Here is a 19,908-nt window from a genome sequence, read left to right on the forward strand (position 1 = left end):
TATCCTGACCAGTACTCCGAGCGGCATCTGCGCACACTCCAGCGGCGTCTGAAAATCTGGCGCCGGGATGCGGCATGGGCCATGGTGTTCGGGTCATCGGATCAAGGCTCGGTGCCCGCAGAGCCCTGAGGCTTGCCGGGAGCATGAAGATGAGGCAACGACCATCCGTGTCGGGAGCATTCTTCGGTGAGGCAATACGCGCGTTCGCTGTTCGTCGCGGACAGCAGGGAGGAGGCGCTGCGCCTCGCGGAAAAGGGATTGCGCCGCGTCGTGGCCGATTTCGCCGCCAAGGGGCACGTGATTCCGGGCGACACCCTGGTGGACATCATTGCCGCCCTCGACACCCATGTGGGCACGCCCCAGGACGTGATCGAGAGCCTGAGCCGAGACACGACCCTGCCACGGGTGACGGACCTCGTGTTCCAGGTCCACTCGATCGATCCTCCGCACGAATACATCCTGCGATCGATCGAACTGATCGCGAGCGAGGTCGCCCCGGCGCTCGGCTGGCAGAACCCGGCAGGCAAGTCTGAGAAGCGCGTCGCCCTCGTGCGTTGAACCAGCCACGTCAACAATCGGCACGTCAACAATTGGAATGTGAGAAGACCATGAGCACCATCATATCGGACGTCATCGATCATCTTGCCGGGATCCAGCCGGGTTCGAGCCTCGACACGTTGCGCGACCAGCGGCGGCAGGCCCGGGAGAACGCGCAGAAGAGCTTTCAGGCGCTGTTCGAGCCGGAGTTCCCGGGCAATGTCACGGCGATCGAGCGTTACGCCGTCGCTACCTTCGTGGCAGGCCTGCATCGTCAGCCTCACGTGACCGCCTTCTATGCCGCCTCCCTGCAGGACCTCGGACATCCCAGGCTGACCGACGCGATCAAGGCGGAGATTGCCCGGGGTTCCGTCGAGGGCCCCTATGGCCGCTATCCGCAGGGTCCTCTCACGGTCGAGGACAAGGAGGGGCCCGTCTACAAGGTCTCCGCGGACAACCGGGAGAGCCTCGGACAGCGGCTCGCCGCGGCGCTCGAGCATGCGCATCTGCTCGTCTTCCATCCGCGGGATGCAAGCCCGGCCGCCTTGCAGAAGCTGCTCGATGCCGGCTGGTCGACGACGGATATCGTGACCCTGTCGCAGCTTGTGGCGTTTCTGTCCTTCCAGATCCGCGTCGTCGCGGGCCTGCGGGCTCTTGCGGGCTCGTCCGCAATCGAGACCACCGATGCGGAATACACGCAGATCTTCACGGGCGTCCTGGCGTCCGGTGCCGTTTGAGAAGGAACGATTCCATGACCGAGAAAACCCTGTCGCATCCCGACAACCGGGAGCCCACGGCATTCACCCAGGAGGAGCTCGGCTGGGCCCCGTGGCTGGAGCCGTTCCCCGCCGATCAGCTGACCGACAGGCACTGGGCCGGCCTCGTCGATGCGTCGCGCGCCAAGTCGCCGTACTTTCTTCTGCTCGCCCGCGATCCGGATATTCTGCAGGCCAGGACGAAGACGGACAAGGACATCTTCCACAACACGAGCAACGGCCTTCCCCGCGCTGAGCGGGAACTCGCCGCGACGGCGACCTCGCGCTCCAACGGCTGCATCTTCTGCGCGTCCCTCCATTCCCGGTTCGCCACGCAATATTCCAAGCGCGGTCCCGACGTTCAGCGTCTTCTCGACGAGGGCGTCGAGGCGGATATCGACGGCCGCTGGAACGCCATCATCGAGGCTTCCGTGGCGTTGACGGATACGCCCATCGCGTTCGGCGACAGGCAGATCGAGGCGCTGCGTGAAGCGGGACTCGACGATTTGGAGATCGTGGACGTCATCAACGGCGCGGCCTTCTTCAACTGGGCCAACCGGTTGATGCTCTCCCTCGGCGAGCCGACGCCGCCGGTCGGGCGGTGAGGCGACGCTTTCAACTCTCCCACCTCATCCTGAGGAGCCGCTGAAAAGCGGCGTCTCGAAGGAGATTCCAGAGAGCCATGAATCCTCCTTCGAGACGCAGACTTACGTCTGCTCCTCAGGATGAGGGTTGAGCTTCCAAAAACCTGGATGGCCGGGACAGGCCCGGCCACGACGGAAGGAGTAGTGGTGCGGTTGGATGATGGAAAACGTCGAAAGAGCCGTGGCCCCTCCATCCCCGCCCCCCGTCCTCACCGGCCTTTTGCCGGTGATCCCGATCGGAGGAGCGCGGCGTTTCAAACAAGCGAGATGGCCGGCACAAGGCCGGCCATGACGTCCAAGAAGTCATCAACGGTCTCTCGACCCCTTAGCGCTCCGCCGAACGCCGGGCTCCGCCGTCGATCTGCTGGCCGAGCAGCGCGATCGCCTGCTGATAGACCGATGCCGCGTTCCAGGCCTGGATCGCCCTGAAATTGGGTTCGCCCGGCTGGTATCCTGCACCGGCACGCCAGCCATTGGCTTTCAGGAAGTTGGCGGTCGCCGCCAGGGCGTCGGCCGTGGTGTCGAGGTTGCCGCCATTGCCGTAGTTCAGGATGCTCTTGGGCATGAACTGGGTCTGGCCGATCTCCCCGTGCATGGAGCCGCGCGCATTGCTCGAGAGGGCGCCGCGGTCGATCAGGGTCAGGGCCGCATAGAGCTGATCGGTGAAGAATTCCGACCGGCGGCAATCATAGGCGAGTGTCGCCACGGCCGACAGCGTGTGCTGGTTGCCGCGCTGGCGCCCGAAGGCCGTCTCCATGCCCCAGATGGCGATCAGCGGCCCCGGCGGCACGCCGTAGCGCTGCTCGAGGGACGCGAAAAGCGCCGCGTTCGACTGCTTGAGCGACCGCCCGCGCGAGACGATGACCGAACCGCCCCGCTTCGCCAGGAACTGATCGAGGGACAGCCGGAAGCTCTTCTGGCCGCGATCGGCCGCGATGGTGGCCGTCGCGTAGTTCGTCGCCATGAGGGCGGAGATGGTCGAGGCGCCGATGCCCCTGGCCCGCGCTTCCTGGGCGAAATCCTGCTTCCAGTCCTCGAAGCCGGCCGCGCTGTTGCCGCATTGCGCAGCGCCCGCTGCCCCGGCCATTCCCACCAGCGACACCAAGCCCGTGACGGCGGCGATCCCGTATTGCCAGCCCCTTATCATTCCGATCTCCTTACACATCGTTTTACGTCGGGTGAAACGTTGCCGCCTCATCCCGGCCAAGTTGAGGCATCATGGTCAAGCTTCGTAACGTTTAGTCCAGATTGACGGTTCCCAGGGCGAAGCCCGTCTTGTCCTGTGTGATCCAGACCGCTCCCTCTCCGAGCATCAACCCCTTGTCCCGGACGAAGACGCTCTCGAACGTGGATTTGGCGACCGCTTCCCGGATTGCGGCGTTCATGACGGTCTCCTTCGCGGCGATCAGCTGCTCGCGGTTTCGGATCGTGCGCCTGACCTTGCCCGTCACCATCAGGGGATAATGGCTCACGCGGGAGAGAAGTTCGGCATCGCCCGACCGGAAGGCCGCCTTCACGCGCCGGAAGCCGTAATAGGCCGCATAGGGATCGAAGTCCTGGGCGCGGTAGCTGGCCTCGATGTCCGGGGCCAGCTTCGGCCGCGAAAAGCCGGTCTCCGGCGTCCTGACCGGCAGATCGAGGGACCGCCGCAATTCCCGCACGAGGAGGTTCAGGGCTCTCTGGCGGTCGTAGAGCGTCTGGAGTTCCGGGGAGCGCGCCTGGCCGTCTCCGGTCGCGAGCGATCCCGTGATCTCCTGCCTGACCGCCTTCGGGTCCGACCCGGCGTTGCGCCGATCCCGGGACCCGGCCGTTTCGTCCAGTTTCGCATCGAGCTGGTTCCTGGCGATCCAGACCCTTTCCTCGACCTCGGCCAGAACCTCCTCGTGCGACGCCCGGACTCCAGGACCCCGCCCGAGGTCGGACGGCAGGGCCTTCATGGCGTCCTGGGGCTTGGGGCCTTTCGGCTCATCGGACGGATGCCGCGGATCGATCTTGTAGGTCCTGCCGTAGACCCGGACGAAGAACGGATCCGCGTGAGCGGGAAGAACGACGGAAAGAGTCAGCAGGCAACCGAGCAGCCCGAGGATTCTGGCGGTGAAGCCGGTCATTGCCGTCTCCGCTCGATAAGGAAATCGGTCGACGCAGTGTACACTGCGACGTCAAAGGGTGAAACGGCCGAACGACATATCGAAACGGGCATCGGAGCCTACCGGGTTCTTCGCCTCGTCCCTCGTGACGGCGCCTGCAGGCGATAGCGCTGCATGTCGGTGCGGTCCCGGTTGGCGATCTTGTCCTGCCGCTCGCCGGCCAGGACGGCGACGATGTCGTCGCGGACCGCCGGGAAGATCCGATAGTACTGATGGCTCTGGAAATCATGTCGCGGGTCGATCGCGTCGCTCACGTCCACCGCCGTGACCTTGTCGCTGATCATCGCCATGTTCTCCGGTCCGTCCACGCCCAGGCGCGGGCCGTTGAACTTGGTCACGGAGCTCAAGGTCGAGAGGATCCAGTCCTTCTGGGTGTGATAGACGGTGACGCGGTTGCCGAGGCGCGGCAGATATCGGAGCTCCCTGGCATCGTCGAAGGCGTCCTCGTCCTCGTCGGCGGCGGCCAGGACGATCTGGTCGAAGGTGCGGCGCAGACGATTGGGATCGGGCGCCTCGGTCGGCAGGGCGACCAAGGCCGGCACAGGGCGCTCCCGGGCATCAGGCGCGGGGGAGTCGACCGTGCGAACGTATTCGCGCGGCTCGCCCTGAGGCACCTGCATTAGGGCCTGCACGGCATACCGGAACGCGTAATTCCCCATGCTGTGGCAGATGAGGTGCAGCGACTGGCGGCAGACCGCCTGACGGGGAAGATTGTCGATGAAGTCGTAGAGAATGCGCATCGTGCGGGCGATGGCCACGCCGGAGGCCCGCGCGGTGCTGCGGTCGTGGAAGTAGTCGTTGTAAGGCAGGGGCGTCGGCAGGAGCGTGCCGATGGAAGGCCAGGTGAACGCGAACACGTTCGCATCGATGCCGTAGAAGTTGATGATCGTCGCGGCGCGCTCGATGGCCTCCTTGAAGGTGTTCGAGAAGCCGTGAATCACCACGAGGGTGGGACGTCCTCCGTCCTGCATGTCCTGTCGCAGTTTCTCGAAGATGTCACGGCTGCCGCGCTGGATCGTCGGTCCGATGAGCTGTTCCGGCGCCACATAGAGTGAACCCGAGATGAAGCTGGAGCTCGTTGCCGTGACACTCGCCTCAGCGCTGCCGAACCGCACCGCCGTGCCGTCGATGGGCCCGAGCTCCGAACCGAAATCGATGATCGCACCGCTCCCGTCAGTGAGCGGCATGCGGTTGGTTGCGAAATAGACCGTCACTTTCTGCGCCATGACCCGTCTCTCCACTCGAGCGAGTGTCGCACGTCCAGGGCGAGGTGTCAGCCTGATGAGGCTTCGGGCGAAACCCGCGGATGAGGAAGGGAGAATCCCGATCATGAGCCGGATTCTCCCTTCCTCATCTGCATATTCTCATTGCTTGCTGGATGCGGGACACTCACTCCCTCGTCATCACCGGCCTTGTGCCGGTGATCTCGATGAATTGGAGCGCCGCGCTTCGCATGATCGGGATGGCCGGCACAAGGCCGGCCATGACGTGGAGGATGCGAATGCAACCAACTTTGACAAGATGGCGATCTCGGACAACTCTGCGGCCGGGGCGATCGGAAGGCTGAGATCATGCGCGTTCGGCTCGGCTACCAACTCTCCATCACGGCGCTGTTCGTGGCGGTTGTGCTGACTGTCGGCCTCGTCCTGGTTTTCCTGAGCTTCGATCGGGCCCGGTCGATCAGCCGCTCGGCCGCGCTGGCCTTCATCGATCGGGTGGCCGATCATACGGCCGACCGGGTCGACGGACAGTTCAAGGACGTGCTCGACATCCTCGAAGTGCTGCGGCAGCTCCAGCCTGTCGAGACCGGTGCGATCCTGGACAATCCGCCGTTCTATGCAACTCTGGCGGCGCTTCTGCGCCGGCATGGACAGCTCTACAACCTCTATGTCGGCTACGACGATGGCGGGTTCATCGAACTCGACGTGCTGGATCGGGCAGGGCCCGCGCTGCGCGCTCAGCTCCGTTCCCCGGCGGATGCCGCGTTCCGGCTCAGCATCGTCGAGCAGCCGAAGGATGGCTCGTCGAGGATACGATACACGGACTATCTCGCCCCCGATTTGGCGGTTATCGCCCACGAGCGGCGCGAGGCGGATTACGATCCGCGCGAGAGACCCTGGTATCGGGACGCGTTCCAGCCGGGCGCCGGCGCCATCACCGATCCCTATGTGTTCAAGGCGGCCAACCTGATCGGCTATACGGTGCGCGTGCCGTTCTCCGAGAGGCGGCGCGAGGTCATAGCCGGAGATATCCTTCTCGCCGACACGGACGCTTTTCTGCGAACCCAGAAGCTTGGAACCTCCGGCGTCGTATTTCTCTTCGACGACAGCGGTAGGGTCGTCGCGCACCCGCGCATGTCGGAGGTCCTGCACGCCCGGGCCGCAGATGCTCCGCTCGACCTGCCGCGTCTCGATCAGATGTCGACCGTCGATGTCGCCCAGCCTTTGAATGCGTGGCGGCAGGGCGGGGCGGCGCAGCAGATTTTCGAAGCGGCGGACGGGCGAACCTATGTGGCCGCGTTCCGGTCGATCAAGACCGCTGGCGCGTCCGGCCTTCGACTGGCCGTCATGGCGCCACTGGACGATTTCTTCGCGGAGATCGAGGCGGGGCGGCGGCGGCTGTTCTTCCTGGCGCTCGGCTTCGTTCTCGCCACACTTCCGGCCGTCTGGTGGATCGGATCGATGCTGTCCCGTTCCATGAAGGCGCTTGCCGTCGAGACGGATCGTATTCAGAAGTTCCAGACAGACGGGCCGGCAAGGGAGGTCCGGTCGATGATCCGCGAGATCGACGATCTCGGGCAGTCGGTCGCGACCATGCGGACTGTGGTGCGGACATTTGCGAGCTTCGTTCCGAAACGACTGGTGCAGCAGCTTCTCGCAACGGGCGACGCGCTGCGGCTCGGCGGTTCCCGGCGCGAGGTCACGATTCTGTTCACCGACATCGCGGGGTTCACCAACATCACTGAGAAGGCCGATCCCGAGCAGGTGATGATCCGGACCTCGCGCTATCTGGCCGTTCTCCCGGCGGTGATCATGGAGCATGGCGGCACGGTGGATAAATTCGTCGGCGATGCGATCATGGCGATCTGGAACGCGCCTGCGGACGATGACGATCATGTCGCCCATGCCTGCGCGGGCGTGCTGGCCTGCCGCGAGGCCAACCGAAGGCTCAATGCGGAATTCGAGAATGAAGGGTGCCCGGCCTACCGGACGCGGTTCGGGCTGCACACCGGAGAAGCGGTCGTCGGCACCATCGGGTCGGCCGACCGGATGGCCTACACGGTCCTCGGCGCGACGGTGAACCTGGCGGCCCGGCTGGAGCCGCTCAACAAGCAGTACGGCACCGAGATCCTGGTCAGCGATGCCGTCCGCCAGCGCGTCGCCGACCGCTTCGCCTTCCGGATGATCGACGCGATCCAGCCAAAGGGATTCGAGGCGACCGTCCGGGTCTACGAACTGTGTGGCGAGGTGCAGGAGCGGGTTGGGGTGGAAGCCGGGAACGGTGCGAGGTGAATATCCTCCACGTCATCACCGGCCTTGTGCCGGTGATCTCGTTTGCATGGAGCGCCGTGCTCTTCTTTACCGGGATGGCCGGGACAAGCCCGGCCATGACGTGGAGTTGTAGCGGTCAGGCGTTCAGCTCCTCGTAAAGATCACGCCACGTTGGGTTCATTCCAAGGATCAGGTTTGTCTTCCAGGTGCGTGGCCAACGTTTGATCGACGTCTCACGTTGAATTGCATCGACAATGCTCGGGTAGCTCTCGTAGTAGACGAGCCGGCCGATCTTATAGCGCCGCGCGTGACCGCTGCCGTGCCCGGTCTTATGCTCCCATACGCGCCGCGCCAGATCGTTGGTAACACCCACATAGAGGGCGCCACCGGGCCTGCTCGCTATGATATAGACGTAATACAGTCTCACAGCCCAAGGTTGGCTTGGTTCCTCGAGAATAACAAGCCGTCACCACTCCTCCACGTCATGGCCGGCCTTGTGCCGGCCATCTCGATACGGAAAAGTGAGACGCCTCTCGGACCGAGATCACCGGGACAAGCCTGGTGATGACGGCCGGGGAGTTGAAAGCCTCCGGACCTTTAGCAGACATCACTCCACGTCATGGCCGGCACAAGGCCGGCCATGACGTGGAAGGTGTCATCCCTGGCGAGCGGAGCGAGGGAAGGGGATCCACTCCCACGCTCAGCACTCTCGATTCCCTTCCCCTTCGCTGACGCTCCGGCCGGGAATGACACCACCGGAGCGCCGCGCCGAACGATCCTCTAGTTCACCTTCCGCAGCACGGCGTTGCCGTCCTCCAGAATGCGCTGGGCGGCATCGGCGATCGAGATCTGTCCGAAGGCCACCTGATCGGCCACCTTGCGCATGACGTTGTTGTCGAACTCGACGGCTCCGATCGGCACCGGCGGAGGATAATCGCTCACCTTGTCGGCCAGGAGGTTGACGTAGTCCACGGTCGCGCGCTCGACGTCGTTCAGACTGGGCAGGATGGCCTCGCGCACCTTGGGCGACATGGGAACGCCGCGCTCGACACCGAGAATCTTGCCCGCTTCGACGTCGTTGACGAAGAAGCTGATGAAGGCTGCCGCCTTGTCGGGATTCTTGGTCGTCGACCCGATGCTCCAGATCAGCGCCGGACGGTAGTAGTGGCCGGACTTCGTGCCCGGTCCCGACGATGGCACCATGGTGATCCCGAGCTTGTTCTTGGTGAGAAGCTGATAACCGATGAGCTGGTTGGAATAGGTCAGGCCCATGGCCGACTTGCCGAGCGCCAGGGAGTTCCGCTCGATCTGGTTCTGGTCCAGCGTCTGCACATCGGCCGGAACGCAGCCGTTGCGCTTGCGCAGATCTTCCCAGTAGGTGAACCACTCCTTCGCATCATCCACGGTGAACCCGAGCTTGGCGTCTTCCGTATACAGGCGCTTGCCGCGCTGACGGAGCCAGACGTCGAACACGTAGTGATAGCGGGCGCCGTAGGGAGCGCCCCAATAATCGGGGCGTCCCGACGCCTTGGTGAGCTCGACCGCCATGTCGGCGAACTCCTTCCAGGTGGTCTCGTGCGTCGGCGGCTTGATGCCGGCCTTCTCGAAGACCGTCTGGTCGTAGAAGAGGGAGAACGAATTGAGGCCCAGCGCAACGCCGTAGATCTTGCCGTTGGCGCGGCAGAGATCGACCATCTTCTCGCCGAAGCTGGAGATGTCGAGCTGCTTGCCCACGAACTCGTCCATGGGTTTCGCGGCGCCGCGCCCGGCATAATCCGCGAGGCTGCTCGGCTCCAGCTGGAACACGTCGGCGATGTTGCGTCCCGCCATCTGCGTGCCGATCTTCGCCCAGTAATCGGCTCCGACGGGCTCACCGGCGATCTCGATGCCGGTGCGCTCGGTGAACAATTTGCCCACGTCGGTCGTGCGCCTTGCCCGGTCGGGGGATCCCCACCACGTGCAGCGCAGCCGTGCGGCTTCTCCTTGCGCCCAGCTCATGCCGGGGGCATTGATGGCGGCGGCGCCGCCGAGTGCCAGAGCGGATTTCAGTAAGGTACGACGATCGAGATAAGTCTTCATGGCTTCCTCCCATACGCTTCTCACATCGTTCTTCAGCGAGGGGGCGAGAAGCACGCCCCTCGGCGAGTGTCGTTATAGAGGTCGGGCCGCTCCAGCCGGGCGGTCCTTCACCTCTTCCAACAATTGACGAAACACGGCTGCATCGAGCCGGAACTGTTCGGGACTGTCGTCGCGGACGAATTCCAGCATGGCGAAACGGTCTCCCGGCCAGCGTGTTTCCGGAGCTTCCGTCAGGATCCTGCTCCAGTACGTTCGCTGGTCCGACAGCGGATAGCGGCTCTTCTCCCCGTCCCACGCGAAAACATGGAGATGCGAGGTCTCGGCGCCGATGGCACGGAGCTCGTCGAGCGCTTCCTCGAGAGGCAAGCCGGGCCGGGGCTGCCAGTAGAGAAACACGTTGGGATCGTCGATCTCCGCCATGAGTTTCTGGGCTGAGGCGAGATCGTCGGTCAGGGAATTCGGATGGTATTCGAGGCCGATCGTCACGGATGCGGAATCCGCCAGTCTCGCCATGCGCCGGATCAGCGACGCGGCGTGCTCGCGCTCCTGCTGAGAATAGGTCACGGAATCGCGGTTGCGCGAGCCCGGCCAGATGCGGATGTTCGGAGCACCGAGAGCCTGCGCGGTTTCAAGCACAGTGGCGAAGGCAGTCTCGTCGTCGCTCGGCGGTGCGATGTAGGATCCGTAGGAGATCACCGAGAGGCCCGCGTCTTCGGTCAGGCGCCGAACATGGCGTGCAAAGTCGAGTTGACCGGGTGGAACATGCACATCGCCCGCCCATTCGATCCCTTCGATGCCGCATTCCGTCGCAAGCCGGACGATGGTCCTGGGCGCGAGCTTGCGGAATGTCACCGAGCACAGGCCGGGCCGGAACGACGTCATGCCATCGTCTCCAGGGCGGCGGGCGTGATGGCGGAGCGCAAGGGGCGGCCCTCGACGAACCGCTCGATCTCTTCGACGATGTATTCGCCGAGCAGCTCCCGCTCATTGCCGATGGCGCCGGCGATATGGGGCGTGAGAAAGACGTTCGGAAGGTCGTAGAGCGCGGATGACGTCTCCGGAACTTCCGGATGGGTGACATCGATGATCGCATCGATGCGGCCCGTGCGCAGCTCATCGATGAGGTCGTCCTGATTGACGATGATGCCGCGCGCCGTGTTGATGAGCGTCGTCCCATCGGGCATGAGGGCCAAGTGCCTGCGGGCGATCATGCCCTGCGTCGCCGGCAGGGCAGGGGCATGAATGGAAACGACATCCGAGCGCCGCATCAGCTCTTCCAGGGAAACGCTCTCCACGCCAAGAGCCGCTGCCTCCTGAGCGCTCACATACGGATCGTGAAGCAGAACCCTGAAGTGGAACGGCTCCAGAAGCTCGATGACGCGCCGCCCGATCCTCGAGGCTCCGATGATGCCGATCGTTCGATGGAAATTTCCGAGTGATCGCGACGTCATCGGAAAGGTCCGGGTGCGGTTTCGGTCCGAGCGGTAGATATCGCGAAAACGGAAGACCTGCTTGTTGGCGAAGATGATCGACGCGAGCGTGAATTCGGCCACCGGGATGGCGTTCGCCTCGGCCGCGTGAGTGACCGCGACTCCGGCCGCGAGAACATCCGGCGACAGGAACCCTTTGACGGTCCCCGCCGCATGGGCGACCAGCTTCAGTTGCGGCGCCATCTCCAGAATGTCCCGGCCGATGGCCGGACAGCCCCAGCCGGTGATGAGGATTTCGGTCTTCCGGAGCACATCGGGTGCCTGCCCCTGGGTAAACGACCGGAACGGGTCGGGATCGAGGATCGTGCAGCGCCGCGCCAGCCGGTCGAGCAGTTGTGACGTGAGGACACCTTCCGTACGGGCAGGATCCATGGCGAAGGCGACGCTGTAGGGCCGGGTCATGGCGCCATTCTCCAGGCGATGGCGCCGACGCGGCGGCTGTCCCGTGACATGAGAGCGTCCAGCTCGTCGATTGCCGGTGCGGGTGGAATGTCCTTCCAGATCGCGGCCGCATCGAACCGATCGGTCAACGCGACCGCCGCCGTCATCAGAACCGTTTCTCCGCTTGGGATTTCGCCGCGGAGCTGCGGCACGAATGTCTTCGGATGGAGCAGATTCGTGTTGGGAGGAGCTTTCAACGCGACTCCACGGCGCTCAATCGAGGATCCCAGATCGGCGATGCCGCTGAAATCGCCGGCGCCGACGACCAGCGCAGCGCCGTTTCGCTCCTCGATCCGTTCCAGCTTCCGGTAGGCATCCGCGCGGGGAATCGCAAAGCCCCCCTCGGCGGTGCTCAGCGGACGCGGCGTTCTGATCCGGTGGACCCGGACATGCCATGGGTTGGCCGGGAGGAGCCAGGTTTCCACCTCGACATCGGACCAGGGACGCCAGCGGGCATAGAGAACAGTCCCGGCGATGCGCGCCTCTTCATTGGTTTCACGCACGCGGAAATGGCGGCCGTCCTCGCTGAAGGCGAGCATCCCGTCCAGGGCCGCTCCCTCGAAGTTGCGTTCGTCGCTCTCGACGCTGAAGGCATAGCGGGAGGAATAGACGAACTTGGCATACTTCTCGCTGCCGAACCGCATCTGGAGGTTTTCCTGACCGGACGACAACGCGATGACGTTTCCGGGGGTGTGCATCATCACCATGCCCGGCTGCGGTTGGGACGATGTCTCCGAGATGACGGGAGCCGGTGCTTCCTCGGCCGTCCAGAACGGGTGCGTCGGGGGGAGTGCAAGCGGCAGGAAGGCCTTGAAGGCCCAATAGGGCGACCCTGCCGAATTGTAGTTCTCCGACATGAGCAGGTTGGCATAGCCGAACCCGACGGTGAGCACGCCGCTCCGGTCGGTGATCGGATACTGGGCCCACCAGCGCAGATGGCGGAGGTAATAGCCCTTCACTTCACCCCAGGGCAGGGCCTCCTCGTCCGCAAAGGCCAGCGCGGCCCAGAAACCGGCGCAGGCAAAGCGATAGGTCATGCTGCGGCCGAAGACGAGCGCGCCGCCGTCGTCCGCGAACCAGTGCCGGATGTTCGGGGCGAACAGACGGGCCCATTCACGGAACCGGTGCTTCCGCCCCTCGTCGGTTGCCGCCAGGGCTGCGTAGATCAGCCCGTAGAAGTGCATCGCAAACGGGATGTAATGATCGACACGCGGGACATTGCCATCCCGGTACCATCCATCTTCGAGGTAGAAGGCCTCGAGTTCCTGAAGATATTGCTCGGTGAGGGTTCGGTCGAAGTCTATGCCGATCCGCTCGAGACCGAGATCGATCATCACCCGGAAGAACTTCCAGTTGTTGTCGGCGAACTGGTGGGGGCGTGCTTCCAGCAGATAGGTGGCGACGTTCCTTCGCGCACGCTCGTCGAGAGGGTCCCACAGGTGTTGGGGGATCAAGCGAAGCGCAAAGCCGAGCGCCGCCAGTTCGACCATCCTCTGGTCGCGGTCGGTGACCTTGCCCCAGTACTCGGGATGCTCGGGATCCGTCCCGTTGGCGAGCCCTTTGGCGTAAAGAGGCCAATGGGGAAAGTCTCCGCCGCCGGCGGCGTAGGGGGGCAAGCCCCAGAGCGGCCGTGCAAAGCCTTCCAGATCCGCCGCGGCCTGATCGAAATGGGCAGCCGTGGCACTGAGGCTCACCCGGGCGCCTCCCTCCGAGAAGGCAGGCAGCAGCGGATTGAAGAGATCCAGAAGCGCCTTTTCGACATCTCCTCTCGTCTCGAGCGGGTTGCCGGCGAGAGGATTGGCATGGACGGGGGTATAGGTCATGCCGAGAGCTCTCCGTCTTCGGGCTGCTTGCAAGGAGCCTGCACAGTGGCGCCTTCGACCAGCCTGACAGCCAGTTCGACCTTGCGCGGCTCTGCGCCGGGATCAGCGATGCGACGCTGCATGAGGTAATAGGCCTCCTGACCGATCGCCTCCCGGTCGACATGCATGGTGGTCAGGCGCGGCATGGTCATGGATGCGCAGGGCAGGTCGTCGAACCCCATCACGGCGAAGTCGCGCGGGATCGAAAGATGGTGATTGGTGAGAGCTTCCATGACCCCGACCGCCATCATGTCGTTCATGCAGAAGGCGGCGGTGAAGCCTTGTTCGTCGCGCAGAACCGCCTCCATCGCTTCACAGGCCTCCATGCTGGTCCGGGATGCGGAGGGCAGCTGGACGATGCGCGTCGTCACGCCGTTTTTCGCGGCCGCCGCCTCGAACCCGCGGACGCGCTCCCGGATCGTGTGGCGATGGGACATCGTGAAATGGAGGATCCGCTGATGGCCCGCAGCAATGACATGCTGGGTCGCGAGCCGCGCGCCGTAAAAGTTGGCGGGCGATACGCAATCGAACTGAAGGTCAGGGTCGTTGCCGTTGACCCAGACGGTCGGAATTTTGGATTCAATGAGCCAGCCGCACAGATCCTCCGGTGGGTCGATGCCGACCAGGAAGATACCCGTCGCATCGGTCTCCGACAGGGTGTGCTTCAACTCGGATGCCTTCAGGGAGGATGATCGGACGAGCCGCGGCAGGAGAGTGCCGCCCGAACGGGATGCGGCCCCCCGCAGACCGCTCAGAATTCCTTCATAGAACATACCCAGCCCGCCCGTTGCCTGATCGACCGGTATGAGTGCAACGGACCGTTGGTTTTGCGGCTGGGCGCTCGGCACCGGGCGGATGTTATAGCCGAGTTCGGACGCAATCCGGATCACCTGATCCCGCACATTCGTGCTGATGCCGGGCTCGTTCGCGAGGACACGCGATACGGTGCTCACCGAAACGCCGGCAAAGCGGGCGATGTCCGTCTGGCGCGGACGACGGCTGAGGCTCACTCTCGTCATCTCCTCCCCACTTTTATTCGTTGCATGAATTTGTTGCGCAAGACGGGCCAAGTTGCAATCCTCATGCAAGTGCAAAATTTTGCATGAGGATCGCACTGGGGTTGTGGTGTCTCTGTGCCGAGATCGAGCAGCTGCGCTCACGGAACCGAGGTGATGGTCAGCGCGGCGATCTGCCGACCTGGGTTCCGATGACGGCGGCTGAGATGATCGCCAAGCTACCCACGACGAGGGAAAGCGTCGGGACGATGCCGAAGTAGAGATAATCGGCGATGGAGGAGAAGACGATCACGACGTAGCTGAGGGGGGCCAGGATGCTCGCTTCGGCCAGTTGGTGGGAGCGCAGGAAGCAGAATTGGCCGACCTGGGCGAGTACGCCGATGATGAGGAAGGCAGGAAGGTCGTCCAGTCCCGGGGGAACCCAGACGAAAGCCGCCGGGATGGCCGTCAGTATGGCAAGACCGATGGTGTAGAACACCATCAGGACGACGGCGTGTTCTCCCGTGAGACGACGGGTCTGAATAACGCTCAGGGAGCCGAAGAGGACCATTCCCAAAGCCGCCAGCAGACCCCAGTCCCAACTCATCGAACCGGGCTTCACGATGAACAGCACGCTGACGAAGCAGATGACGGTCGATATCCAATGCCGCCGTAGAATACGCTCGCCCAACATCAACGCGGCAAGGGCCAGAATGACGAAAGGACGGGTGAAGCCGATCACGGTGACGAGCGTCAAAGGCAGGGCGGCGGTGGCGGCATAATTGCAGCTCAGGGCCAGCGTACTGCAAAGCACCCGTCCGAGATGCCCCTTTACTTGCCGGCTGTTGAACACGTCGGATCGATAACGCCATATGAGCGGGGCGATGAGCAGGAGCCCGACGATGGCGCGGAAGAAGACGAGCTGGATCGCGGGAAAGGTCGCGCCGGCCTGCTTGATGACTCCCATCGACGTGACGACGAGAACCATGTCCGCCAGGGCAAAGACCGCCCCTTGTCGATTGGCGACATGACGGTCTTTGACATCGGTTGGAGGCATCATGTTGGAGAAAGGCCTGATCCGGGCAGGCCCGACATTGAGCAGATCTGCCCAGGAAGTCTCGTCCGACGCCGTTAACATCAGCTTATCGATCTGCTGAAACGACAAATGTGCTCAGGCAAGGCGGACAAGCTTGATAGGCGAAAGGCTACCGACGGTCGATGACAGTGTATTCTGCGTCGATCACATCCTCCTGCGAGTGGTTCCGAGCGCGGCGCACACGGCGGCGAAGGTAGAAATACAAGGCTGTGCCGCCTGCAAGCAGGAGAGGGAGCACGACGAAGAGACCGATCAGCATCATTGCCAGCAGGGCAACTCCTGCCGCAGCCACGGCCACCATTCTCACCAGAATGGACAGGAAGCCACCGGAAGGGGCAGTTGTCGTTCGTGTTCGAAAAACCGCGTAGTCCATGATGGATCCTCCGGTTGCGGGAGCGCTCGTCGGCGCAAGGGCAAGAGAGGTGTCCGACATCGCGAGCGGCGACCCGCTCGCCAGAGGGGCCCGGACCCCTAGGCCACGTCAATGTGGGAGGAGAATAGGGCGGATGCAAGGCTAAGGAGAATAATCCAGCTCGGACGCTTTCCGTATGGTTGTCTCTGGGGCGTGCTTCCATACTGCCAGAGAGCGCGCCGGTTACTTATTCATCTGGACAAGAATAGCAACCTGAACGCCAGATGGAGGTTCAGGTCCTTGCGGGAGCTCGCCTTCCGCTGAGTTTCTTAAATCAATCGATGAACAGCTTAGCGTAATGAAACATTATATAATTTGCGGAGATTATTATTTGTTCAAAACAGCGCTTTGAAGACCCGGCAATCATCAACGCGCAGCTTGCATTGTGTCTCCATCATCTCGTTAAATAATCAACTGCTGCCACAATAGGACGGTGCTGAACTGAGAGTTGGCAATGAATTGTCTACGCTGTGCACAACCTAGATCCTTAGCACAGTGATTTTGACGGTTTGACACCGCCAAGCTCGTGCTGCGGACTTCGCATCTGGTACCGAGGCCCCGTCCAATGGGGATCAATCCACTTGCAGATCCCGCACCGCTTCGAAGTGCCGTCACAAGAGACGGCAGGCCAACCGGTCAAAATCACTGTGTCGAGGATCTAGCCCGGACAATGCACGGTTTTGCAGCCAGTGTGGGGCACCTCTTGTCCTGGATGCTCCAGTATCGGAGAGTTTTTCGACGGAGCCGGAGAGTACGGAAGAGTTCAAGCCCGTCACAATCCTCTTTGCAGATATTGTCGCTTCGACCGAACTCGTTTCAAAACTTGATCCTGAACAGGCAATGAGGCGTCTGGCGCCGGCTGTCTCTCTCATGCGGCGAGCGGTGGAGCGTTTCGGTGGGACCATCATCCACACATTGGGCGACGGTATAATGGCACTCTTTGGTGCGCCGCATGTCCAAGAGGGGCATGCCTTGCTGGCATGTCAGGCTGCATTGGCCATTCAGGCCGAAACAAGGGAGGCATACGGAGCGACAGCTGTTCGGATCGGTCTGCATTCCGGGTTGATCGTTTCCGAGACAAAGCTTGTGGGGGCGATCAACGAACGTGAGGCTTATGGAGTCGCCATCCATATCGCCAACCGTGTGCAATCCTTGGCCGAGCCAGGAGCAATCTATCTCAGTGAAGATTGCTATCACCTTGTAGAGCGGTATTGCTCCGCCCGATTGATTGGGCGCCGCAGCATCCGGGGTCTGTCTCATGACATGAGTATCTTTGAGCTCATCGGCTTGCAGCCCCGTCGTCATCCGAGGAGCTTTTCAAAAATTCGAACCTCACGCCTTTCCAAGCCCGAGAGCGGGAAATGTCGGACCTCGAATCGTCCTTGCAGGCAGCTCTCCGCGGTGAAAGCCATGTCGTCGGGATCTGCGGCTCGGCCGGAAGTGGAAAATCAAGGCTTTGCTATGAGTTTGCCGAGCGATGCCGGAGAATTCATATCCCGGTAATTGAAGTCAGGGCTCAGCCTTATGGAAAGGCCGCTCCCATCCAGCCTATTCTCGAAGTCGTCCGCCTGTTGCTCGGGATTTCATCAGGTGACGACCCCACCACTGCGCGAAGCCAAGTCGCAGACTGCCTGGAGAAACTGGGTTCTCCTCCAGAGAACGCATTGCCGATCCTCTGCGATTTCCTCGGCGTGGCCGAGAGCGGTCCAGTGCCGGCGATGACCCCGAAAATGCGGCATGCGGCACTTCTGGATATCATCTCGTGGTTAGTCGGTGGTCATGCCTCCAATCCGTATGTCATCGTAATGGAGGATCTCCATTGGCTGGACGACGCAAGTGAGACCTTTCTGGAAACATTCTGGGATTCGATTGTCGGCTCTTACGCCCTGATGATCGTCAACTACAGGCCCACCTATCAGGCACCTTGGACTGATCGAGAAGGCTTTCATCTCCTGGAGTTGAAGGACCTTGACGGCGTCCAAATAGATGAATTCATTTCCTCCGTCATTGGATCGCATCAGATTTGGCAGACATACGCCGTCGAATCGCCGACCGGTCAGGAGGCAACCCGTTCTTTGCCGAAGAGATCATTCATTCTCTGATTGAAAGCGAAGTCCTTATCGGCAAGCCTGGCGATTACCGTCTTGGAGGCGAGATCGACGATAATCCGCTCCCAGTGACGCTTCAGGCCGTCATCGGCGAGCGCATTGACAGGCTTCCGTCCTTCGATCGAACGCTCCTGCAGATGGCGTCAGTCATCGGAAAAGAGGTTCCGTACGCGGTTTTGGAGGCAGTGAGTGCGCAGGAGCAAAATGCAGGAACTAAACCAGCGCTCCTACGGCTATGTGCCGTCGAGCTCCTGCAGGACCAGAACAGACCGGACGGCCGCTACTATTCCTTTCGTCACCCACTCATCCAGGAGGTGGCCTATTCAAGCCAGCTGAAAGCCCGCAGAAGCAGACTTCATGCCTTCGTCGCTCCTGCCTTGGCAAGCTACTATGCCGAGCGACAGGATGAGGTGGCGGGCCTCATCAGCTTCCACTACGAAGCTGCAGGCATACTTTCGAAAGCCGCCGAATACGCCCGCAAAGCGGCGGAGTGGATCGGGTCGATGCACCCGGCTCAGGCGATTCGGCAGTGGCAGGTCGTACACCGTCTCGTCCACGCTCAGAGTCCGTCTGCGAGAGATAATGCTTTGCTTATCCTCTCGAGCGCTCAGATCGCATGGCTTGGATGGCGCGAGGGAATGGGTGCTAAGGATGCCGCTCCCTACATCCAGGAAGCTCTGGCCGTTGCGAAGAAGACGGACGACAAGATGGTCCCTCTGCTTCTTTTCGTAGAGGCCAGGATTAGCGGTGCAAGCGGAGGGGCCGCGGACCATTATGTCGCTCGTGTCAGGGACGCATTGGCGATATTGGATAGCGCAGCCGACCAAAGCCGTGCTGCGACGCTTTATGCGTCACTGAGTCAGGCCTATGGCTGGGCTGGTCTCTTCAATGAGGCTCTCAAGGCCAATGATCGCGCATTGTCTCTGCTGCAATATGTACAGGACTTTGAGAACCGCTTTCTGGGATACAGTGTCGAGCATTGGACACTCAGCTTGAGAGCTAGGATCCTGATCCATCTCAATCGCAGCGATGAGGGAAGAGCATGGCTCGATCATATGCTTGCAATTGAGGATGGACTGATCGATCCGACCGTTCAATTCATCAGTCACCTCGGCTATGTCGATCTCGCGTGGCTGTCAGGAGATGTCGATCTGGCTCTATTTCACGCAACACGCGTGTGCCAACTCGCGGAGCGCCATGGTACGCCTTACCTGAAGGTGTTTGCATATGCATGCATGGCGATGGCCCGAGGACTCGTGGGAGACAACCAAGCGGCAATTCATGGCCTTGAGGAGGGTTTGAATTTCATGCACGCGGCAAGGGCAGCCCTGGACTACGAGCCGGACATGATGGCCAGTTTAGCCGAATGCCAGGCTCTTGCGGGCCAGTACGGGGAGGCCCTTCTGACCGCAGAGCGCACGATCAGCCTATCCCGGAATCGATCGACCCGACTTACCGAATGCCGCGCCCTGATCGTCGCCGGCGATGCTCTGCTCGAGCAGTTCGGAAATGAACGCTGTCAGGATGCCGTAAGCTTTTTCAGGAAGGCCAAGGCGTTGATTGATCTGACTGGAGCAACGGTTCTTGAGCCCCGTCTCAAGGCTGGTCAGGACAAGCTCCAGATCCGGTGTCCCTGAGCCAAAGCAAGCGTTCCCGGATTCATATCATTTGATAGTCAGGTTTCCTCTAAGGACCACAGCCGGCGTTAATTGCCCGAAAGAGCCCTAGATCCTTAGCACAGTGATTTTGACGGTTTGACACCGCCAAGCTCGTGCTGCGGACTTCGCATCTGGTACCGAGGCCCCGTCCAATGGGGATCAATCCACTTGCAGATCCCGCACCGCTTCGAAG

15 protein-coding genes and 3 pseudogenes are annotated in these 19,908 nt (G+C 62.2%); 7 read left to right on the top strand and 11 right to left on the bottom strand.

Annotation, left to right across the window (positions count from 1 at the left end; translation table 11 throughout):
- Positions 1–198: 198 nt before the first annotated feature.
- The 3 genes and pseudogenes from FS320_RS22785 to FS320_RS22795 all read left to right on the top strand — a co-directional run.
- A pseudogene (locus tag FS320_RS22785) lies at positions 199–558 on the top strand (putative FMN-dependent luciferase-like monooxygenase); the annotation flags it as partial.
- A 50-nt stretch (positions 559–608) separates the two neighbouring features.
- Complete coding sequence (locus tag FS320_RS22790) at positions 609–1,274, top strand: CMD domain protein (protein WP_152714224.1); 666 nt, start codon at positions 609–611, stop codon at positions 1,272–1,274.
- A 14-nt stretch (positions 1,275–1,288) separates the two neighbouring features.
- On the top strand, positions 1,289–1,897 hold the full coding sequence (locus FS320_RS22795) for an alkylhydroperoxidase domain protein (RefSeq protein WP_152714225.1): 609 nt from the start codon (positions 1,289–1,291) through the stop codon (positions 1,895–1,897).
- A 364-nt stretch (positions 1,898–2,261) separates the two neighbouring features.
- On the opposite strand, the gene FS320_RS22800 is transcribed toward FS320_RS22795, so the two are convergent.
- The 3 genes from FS320_RS22800 to FS320_RS22810 form a co-directional block, all read right to left on the bottom strand.
- Entirely contained in the window at positions 2,262–3,083 is an 822-nt protein-coding gene (locus FS320_RS22800) for a lytic murein transglycosylase (RefSeq protein ID WP_152714226.1), read from the bottom strand.
- Between the two features lie 91 nt (positions 3,084–3,174).
- A complete protein-coding gene (locus FS320_RS22805; RefSeq protein ID WP_152714227.1) occupies positions 3,175–4,044 on the bottom strand; it encodes a hypothetical protein in 870 nt (289 codons plus the stop codon).
- Positions 4,045–4,142: 98 nt separating this feature from the next.
- Complete coding sequence (locus FS320_RS22810; protein WP_152714228.1) at positions 4,143–5,309, bottom strand: alpha/beta hydrolase; 1,167 nt, start codon at positions 5,307–5,309, stop codon at positions 4,143–4,145.
- A gap of 345 nt (positions 5,310–5,654) precedes the next feature.
- Between FS320_RS22810 and FS320_RS22815 the strand changes: the two genes are divergently transcribed.
- Positions 5,655–7,595 carry an adenylate/guanylate cyclase domain-containing protein gene (locus FS320_RS22815; RefSeq protein WP_152714229.1) on the top strand — a complete coding sequence of 647 codons (1,941 nt, stop codon included), beginning with the start codon at positions 5,655–5,657 and terminating at the stop codon, positions 7,593–7,595.
- Positions 7,596–7,710: 115 nt separating this feature from the next.
- Here the strand turns inward: FS320_RS22815 and FS320_RS22820 are convergent, their stop codons facing one another.
- The 8 genes from FS320_RS22820 to FS320_RS22855 form a co-directional block, all read right to left on the bottom strand.
- Positions 7,711–8,001 (bottom strand): GIY-YIG nuclease family protein, encoded by a 291-nt coding sequence (locus FS320_RS22820; RefSeq protein WP_162003151.1) that lies wholly within the window; start codon positions 7,999–8,001, stop codon positions 7,711–7,713.
- Positions 8,002–8,354: 353 nt separating this feature from the next.
- Positions 8,355–9,653, bottom strand: coding sequence for an ABC transporter substrate-binding protein (locus FS320_RS22825; RefSeq protein ID WP_152714230.1), 1,299 nt, complete (start codon positions 9,651–9,653; stop codon positions 8,355–8,357).
- Positions 9,654–9,725: 72 nt separating this feature from the next.
- Positions 9,726–10,535 carry a sugar phosphate isomerase/epimerase family protein gene (locus FS320_RS22830; protein ID WP_152714231.1) on the bottom strand — a complete coding sequence of 270 codons (810 nt, stop codon included), beginning with the start codon at positions 10,533–10,535 and terminating at the stop codon, positions 9,726–9,728.
- Positions 10,532–11,545, bottom strand: a complete 1,014-nt coding sequence (locus FS320_RS22835) for a hydroxyacid dehydrogenase (RefSeq protein ID WP_152714232.1) — start codon at positions 11,543–11,545, stop codon at positions 10,532–10,534. The genes FS320_RS22830 and FS320_RS22835 overlap by 4 nt, the downstream gene beginning before the upstream one ends.
- Complete coding sequence (locus tag FS320_RS22840) at positions 11,542–13,407, bottom strand: DUF2264 domain-containing protein (RefSeq protein ID WP_152714233.1); 1,866 nt, start codon at positions 13,405–13,407, stop codon at positions 11,542–11,544. The genes FS320_RS22835 and FS320_RS22840 overlap by 4 nt, the downstream gene beginning before the upstream one ends.
- Entirely contained in the window at positions 13,404–14,465 is a 1,062-nt protein-coding gene (locus FS320_RS22845; RefSeq protein ID WP_152714234.1) for a LacI family DNA-binding transcriptional regulator, read from the bottom strand. Before FS320_RS22845 ends, FS320_RS22840 begins: the two co-directional genes overlap by 4 nt.
- Before the next feature lie 157 nt (positions 14,466–14,622).
- Positions 14,623–15,579 carry a DMT family transporter gene (locus FS320_RS22850; RefSeq protein ID WP_244627310.1) on the bottom strand — a complete coding sequence of 319 codons (957 nt, stop codon included), beginning with the start codon at positions 15,577–15,579 and terminating at the stop codon, positions 14,623–14,625.
- Positions 15,580–15,646: 67 nt separating this feature from the next.
- Positions 15,647–15,910 carry a hypothetical protein gene (locus FS320_RS22855; protein WP_152714235.1) on the bottom strand — a complete coding sequence of 88 codons (264 nt, stop codon included), beginning with the start codon at positions 15,908–15,910 and terminating at the stop codon, positions 15,647–15,649.
- A gap of 747 nt (positions 15,911–16,657) precedes the next feature.
- Here FS320_RS22855 and FS320_RS50840 point away from each other — a divergent pair.
- The 3 genes and pseudogenes from FS320_RS50840 to FS320_RS22870 form a co-directional block, all read left to right on the top strand.
- Positions 16,658–17,200, top strand: a pseudogene (locus tag FS320_RS50840) (adenylate/guanylate cyclase domain-containing protein); the annotation flags it as partial.
- Positions 17,201–17,301: 101 nt separating this feature from the next.
- Positions 17,302–18,051 (top strand): annotated as a pseudogene (locus FS320_RS22865) (ATP-binding protein); the annotation flags it as partial.
- A complete protein-coding gene (locus FS320_RS22870) occupies positions 17,973–19,694 on the top strand; it encodes an ATP-binding protein (RefSeq protein ID WP_152714237.1) in 1,722 nt (573 codons plus the stop codon). The pseudogene FS320_RS22865 and the gene FS320_RS22870, both read left to right, overlap by 79 nt.
- Positions 19,695–19,908: the final 214 nt, after the last annotated feature.

Origin of the sequence: Microvirga tunisiensis, from assembly GCF_009296175.1 — a bacterium.
Lineage (GTDB): Bacteria > Pseudomonadota > Alphaproteobacteria > Rhizobiales > Beijerinckiaceae > Microvirga > Microvirga tunisiensis.

Coding starts and splice junctions, on each gene's coding strand:
- FS320_RS22835 (WP_152714232.1), bottom strand. CDS start 11,545: ATGACCCGGCCCTACAGCGTCGCCTTCGCCATGGATCCTGCCCGTACG.
- FS320_RS22850 (WP_244627310.1), bottom strand. CDS start 15,579: ATGTTAACGGCGTCGGACGAGACTTCCTGGGCAGATCTGCTCAATGTC.
- FS320_RS22805 (WP_152714227.1), bottom strand. CDS start 4,044: ATGACCGGCTTCACCGCCAGAATCCTCGGGCTGCTCGGTTGCCTGCTG.
- FS320_RS22855 (WP_152714235.1), bottom strand. CDS start 15,910: ATGGACTACGCGGTTTTTCGAACACGAACGACAACTGCCCCTTCCGGT.
- FS320_RS22845 (WP_152714234.1), bottom strand. CDS start 14,465: ATGACGAGAGTGAGCCTCAGCCGTCGTCCGCGCCAGACGGACATCGCC.
- FS320_RS22790 (WP_152714224.1), top strand. CDS start 609: ATGAGCACCATCATATCGGACGTCATCGATCATCTTGCCGGGATCCAG.
- FS320_RS22795 (WP_152714225.1), top strand. CDS start 1,289: ATGACCGAGAAAACCCTGTCGCATCCCGACAACCGGGAGCCCACGGCA.
- FS320_RS22830 (WP_152714231.1), bottom strand. CDS start 10,535: ATGACGTCGTTCCGGCCCGGCCTGTGCTCGGTGACATTCCGCAAGCTC.
- FS320_RS22815 (WP_152714229.1), top strand. CDS start 5,655: ATGCGCGTTCGGCTCGGCTACCAACTCTCCATCACGGCGCTGTTCGTG.
- FS320_RS22810 (WP_152714228.1), bottom strand. CDS start 5,309: ATGGCGCAGAAAGTGACGGTCTATTTCGCAACCAACCGCATGCCGCTC.
- FS320_RS22840 (WP_152714233.1), bottom strand. CDS start 13,407: ATGACCTATACCCCCGTCCATGCCAATCCTCTCGCCGGCAACCCGCTC.
- FS320_RS22825 (WP_152714230.1), bottom strand. CDS start 9,653: ATGAAGACTTATCTCGATCGTCGTACCTTACTGAAATCCGCTCTGGCA.
- FS320_RS22800 (WP_152714226.1), bottom strand. CDS start 3,083: ATGATAAGGGGCTGGCAATACGGGATCGCCGCCGTCACGGGCTTGGTG.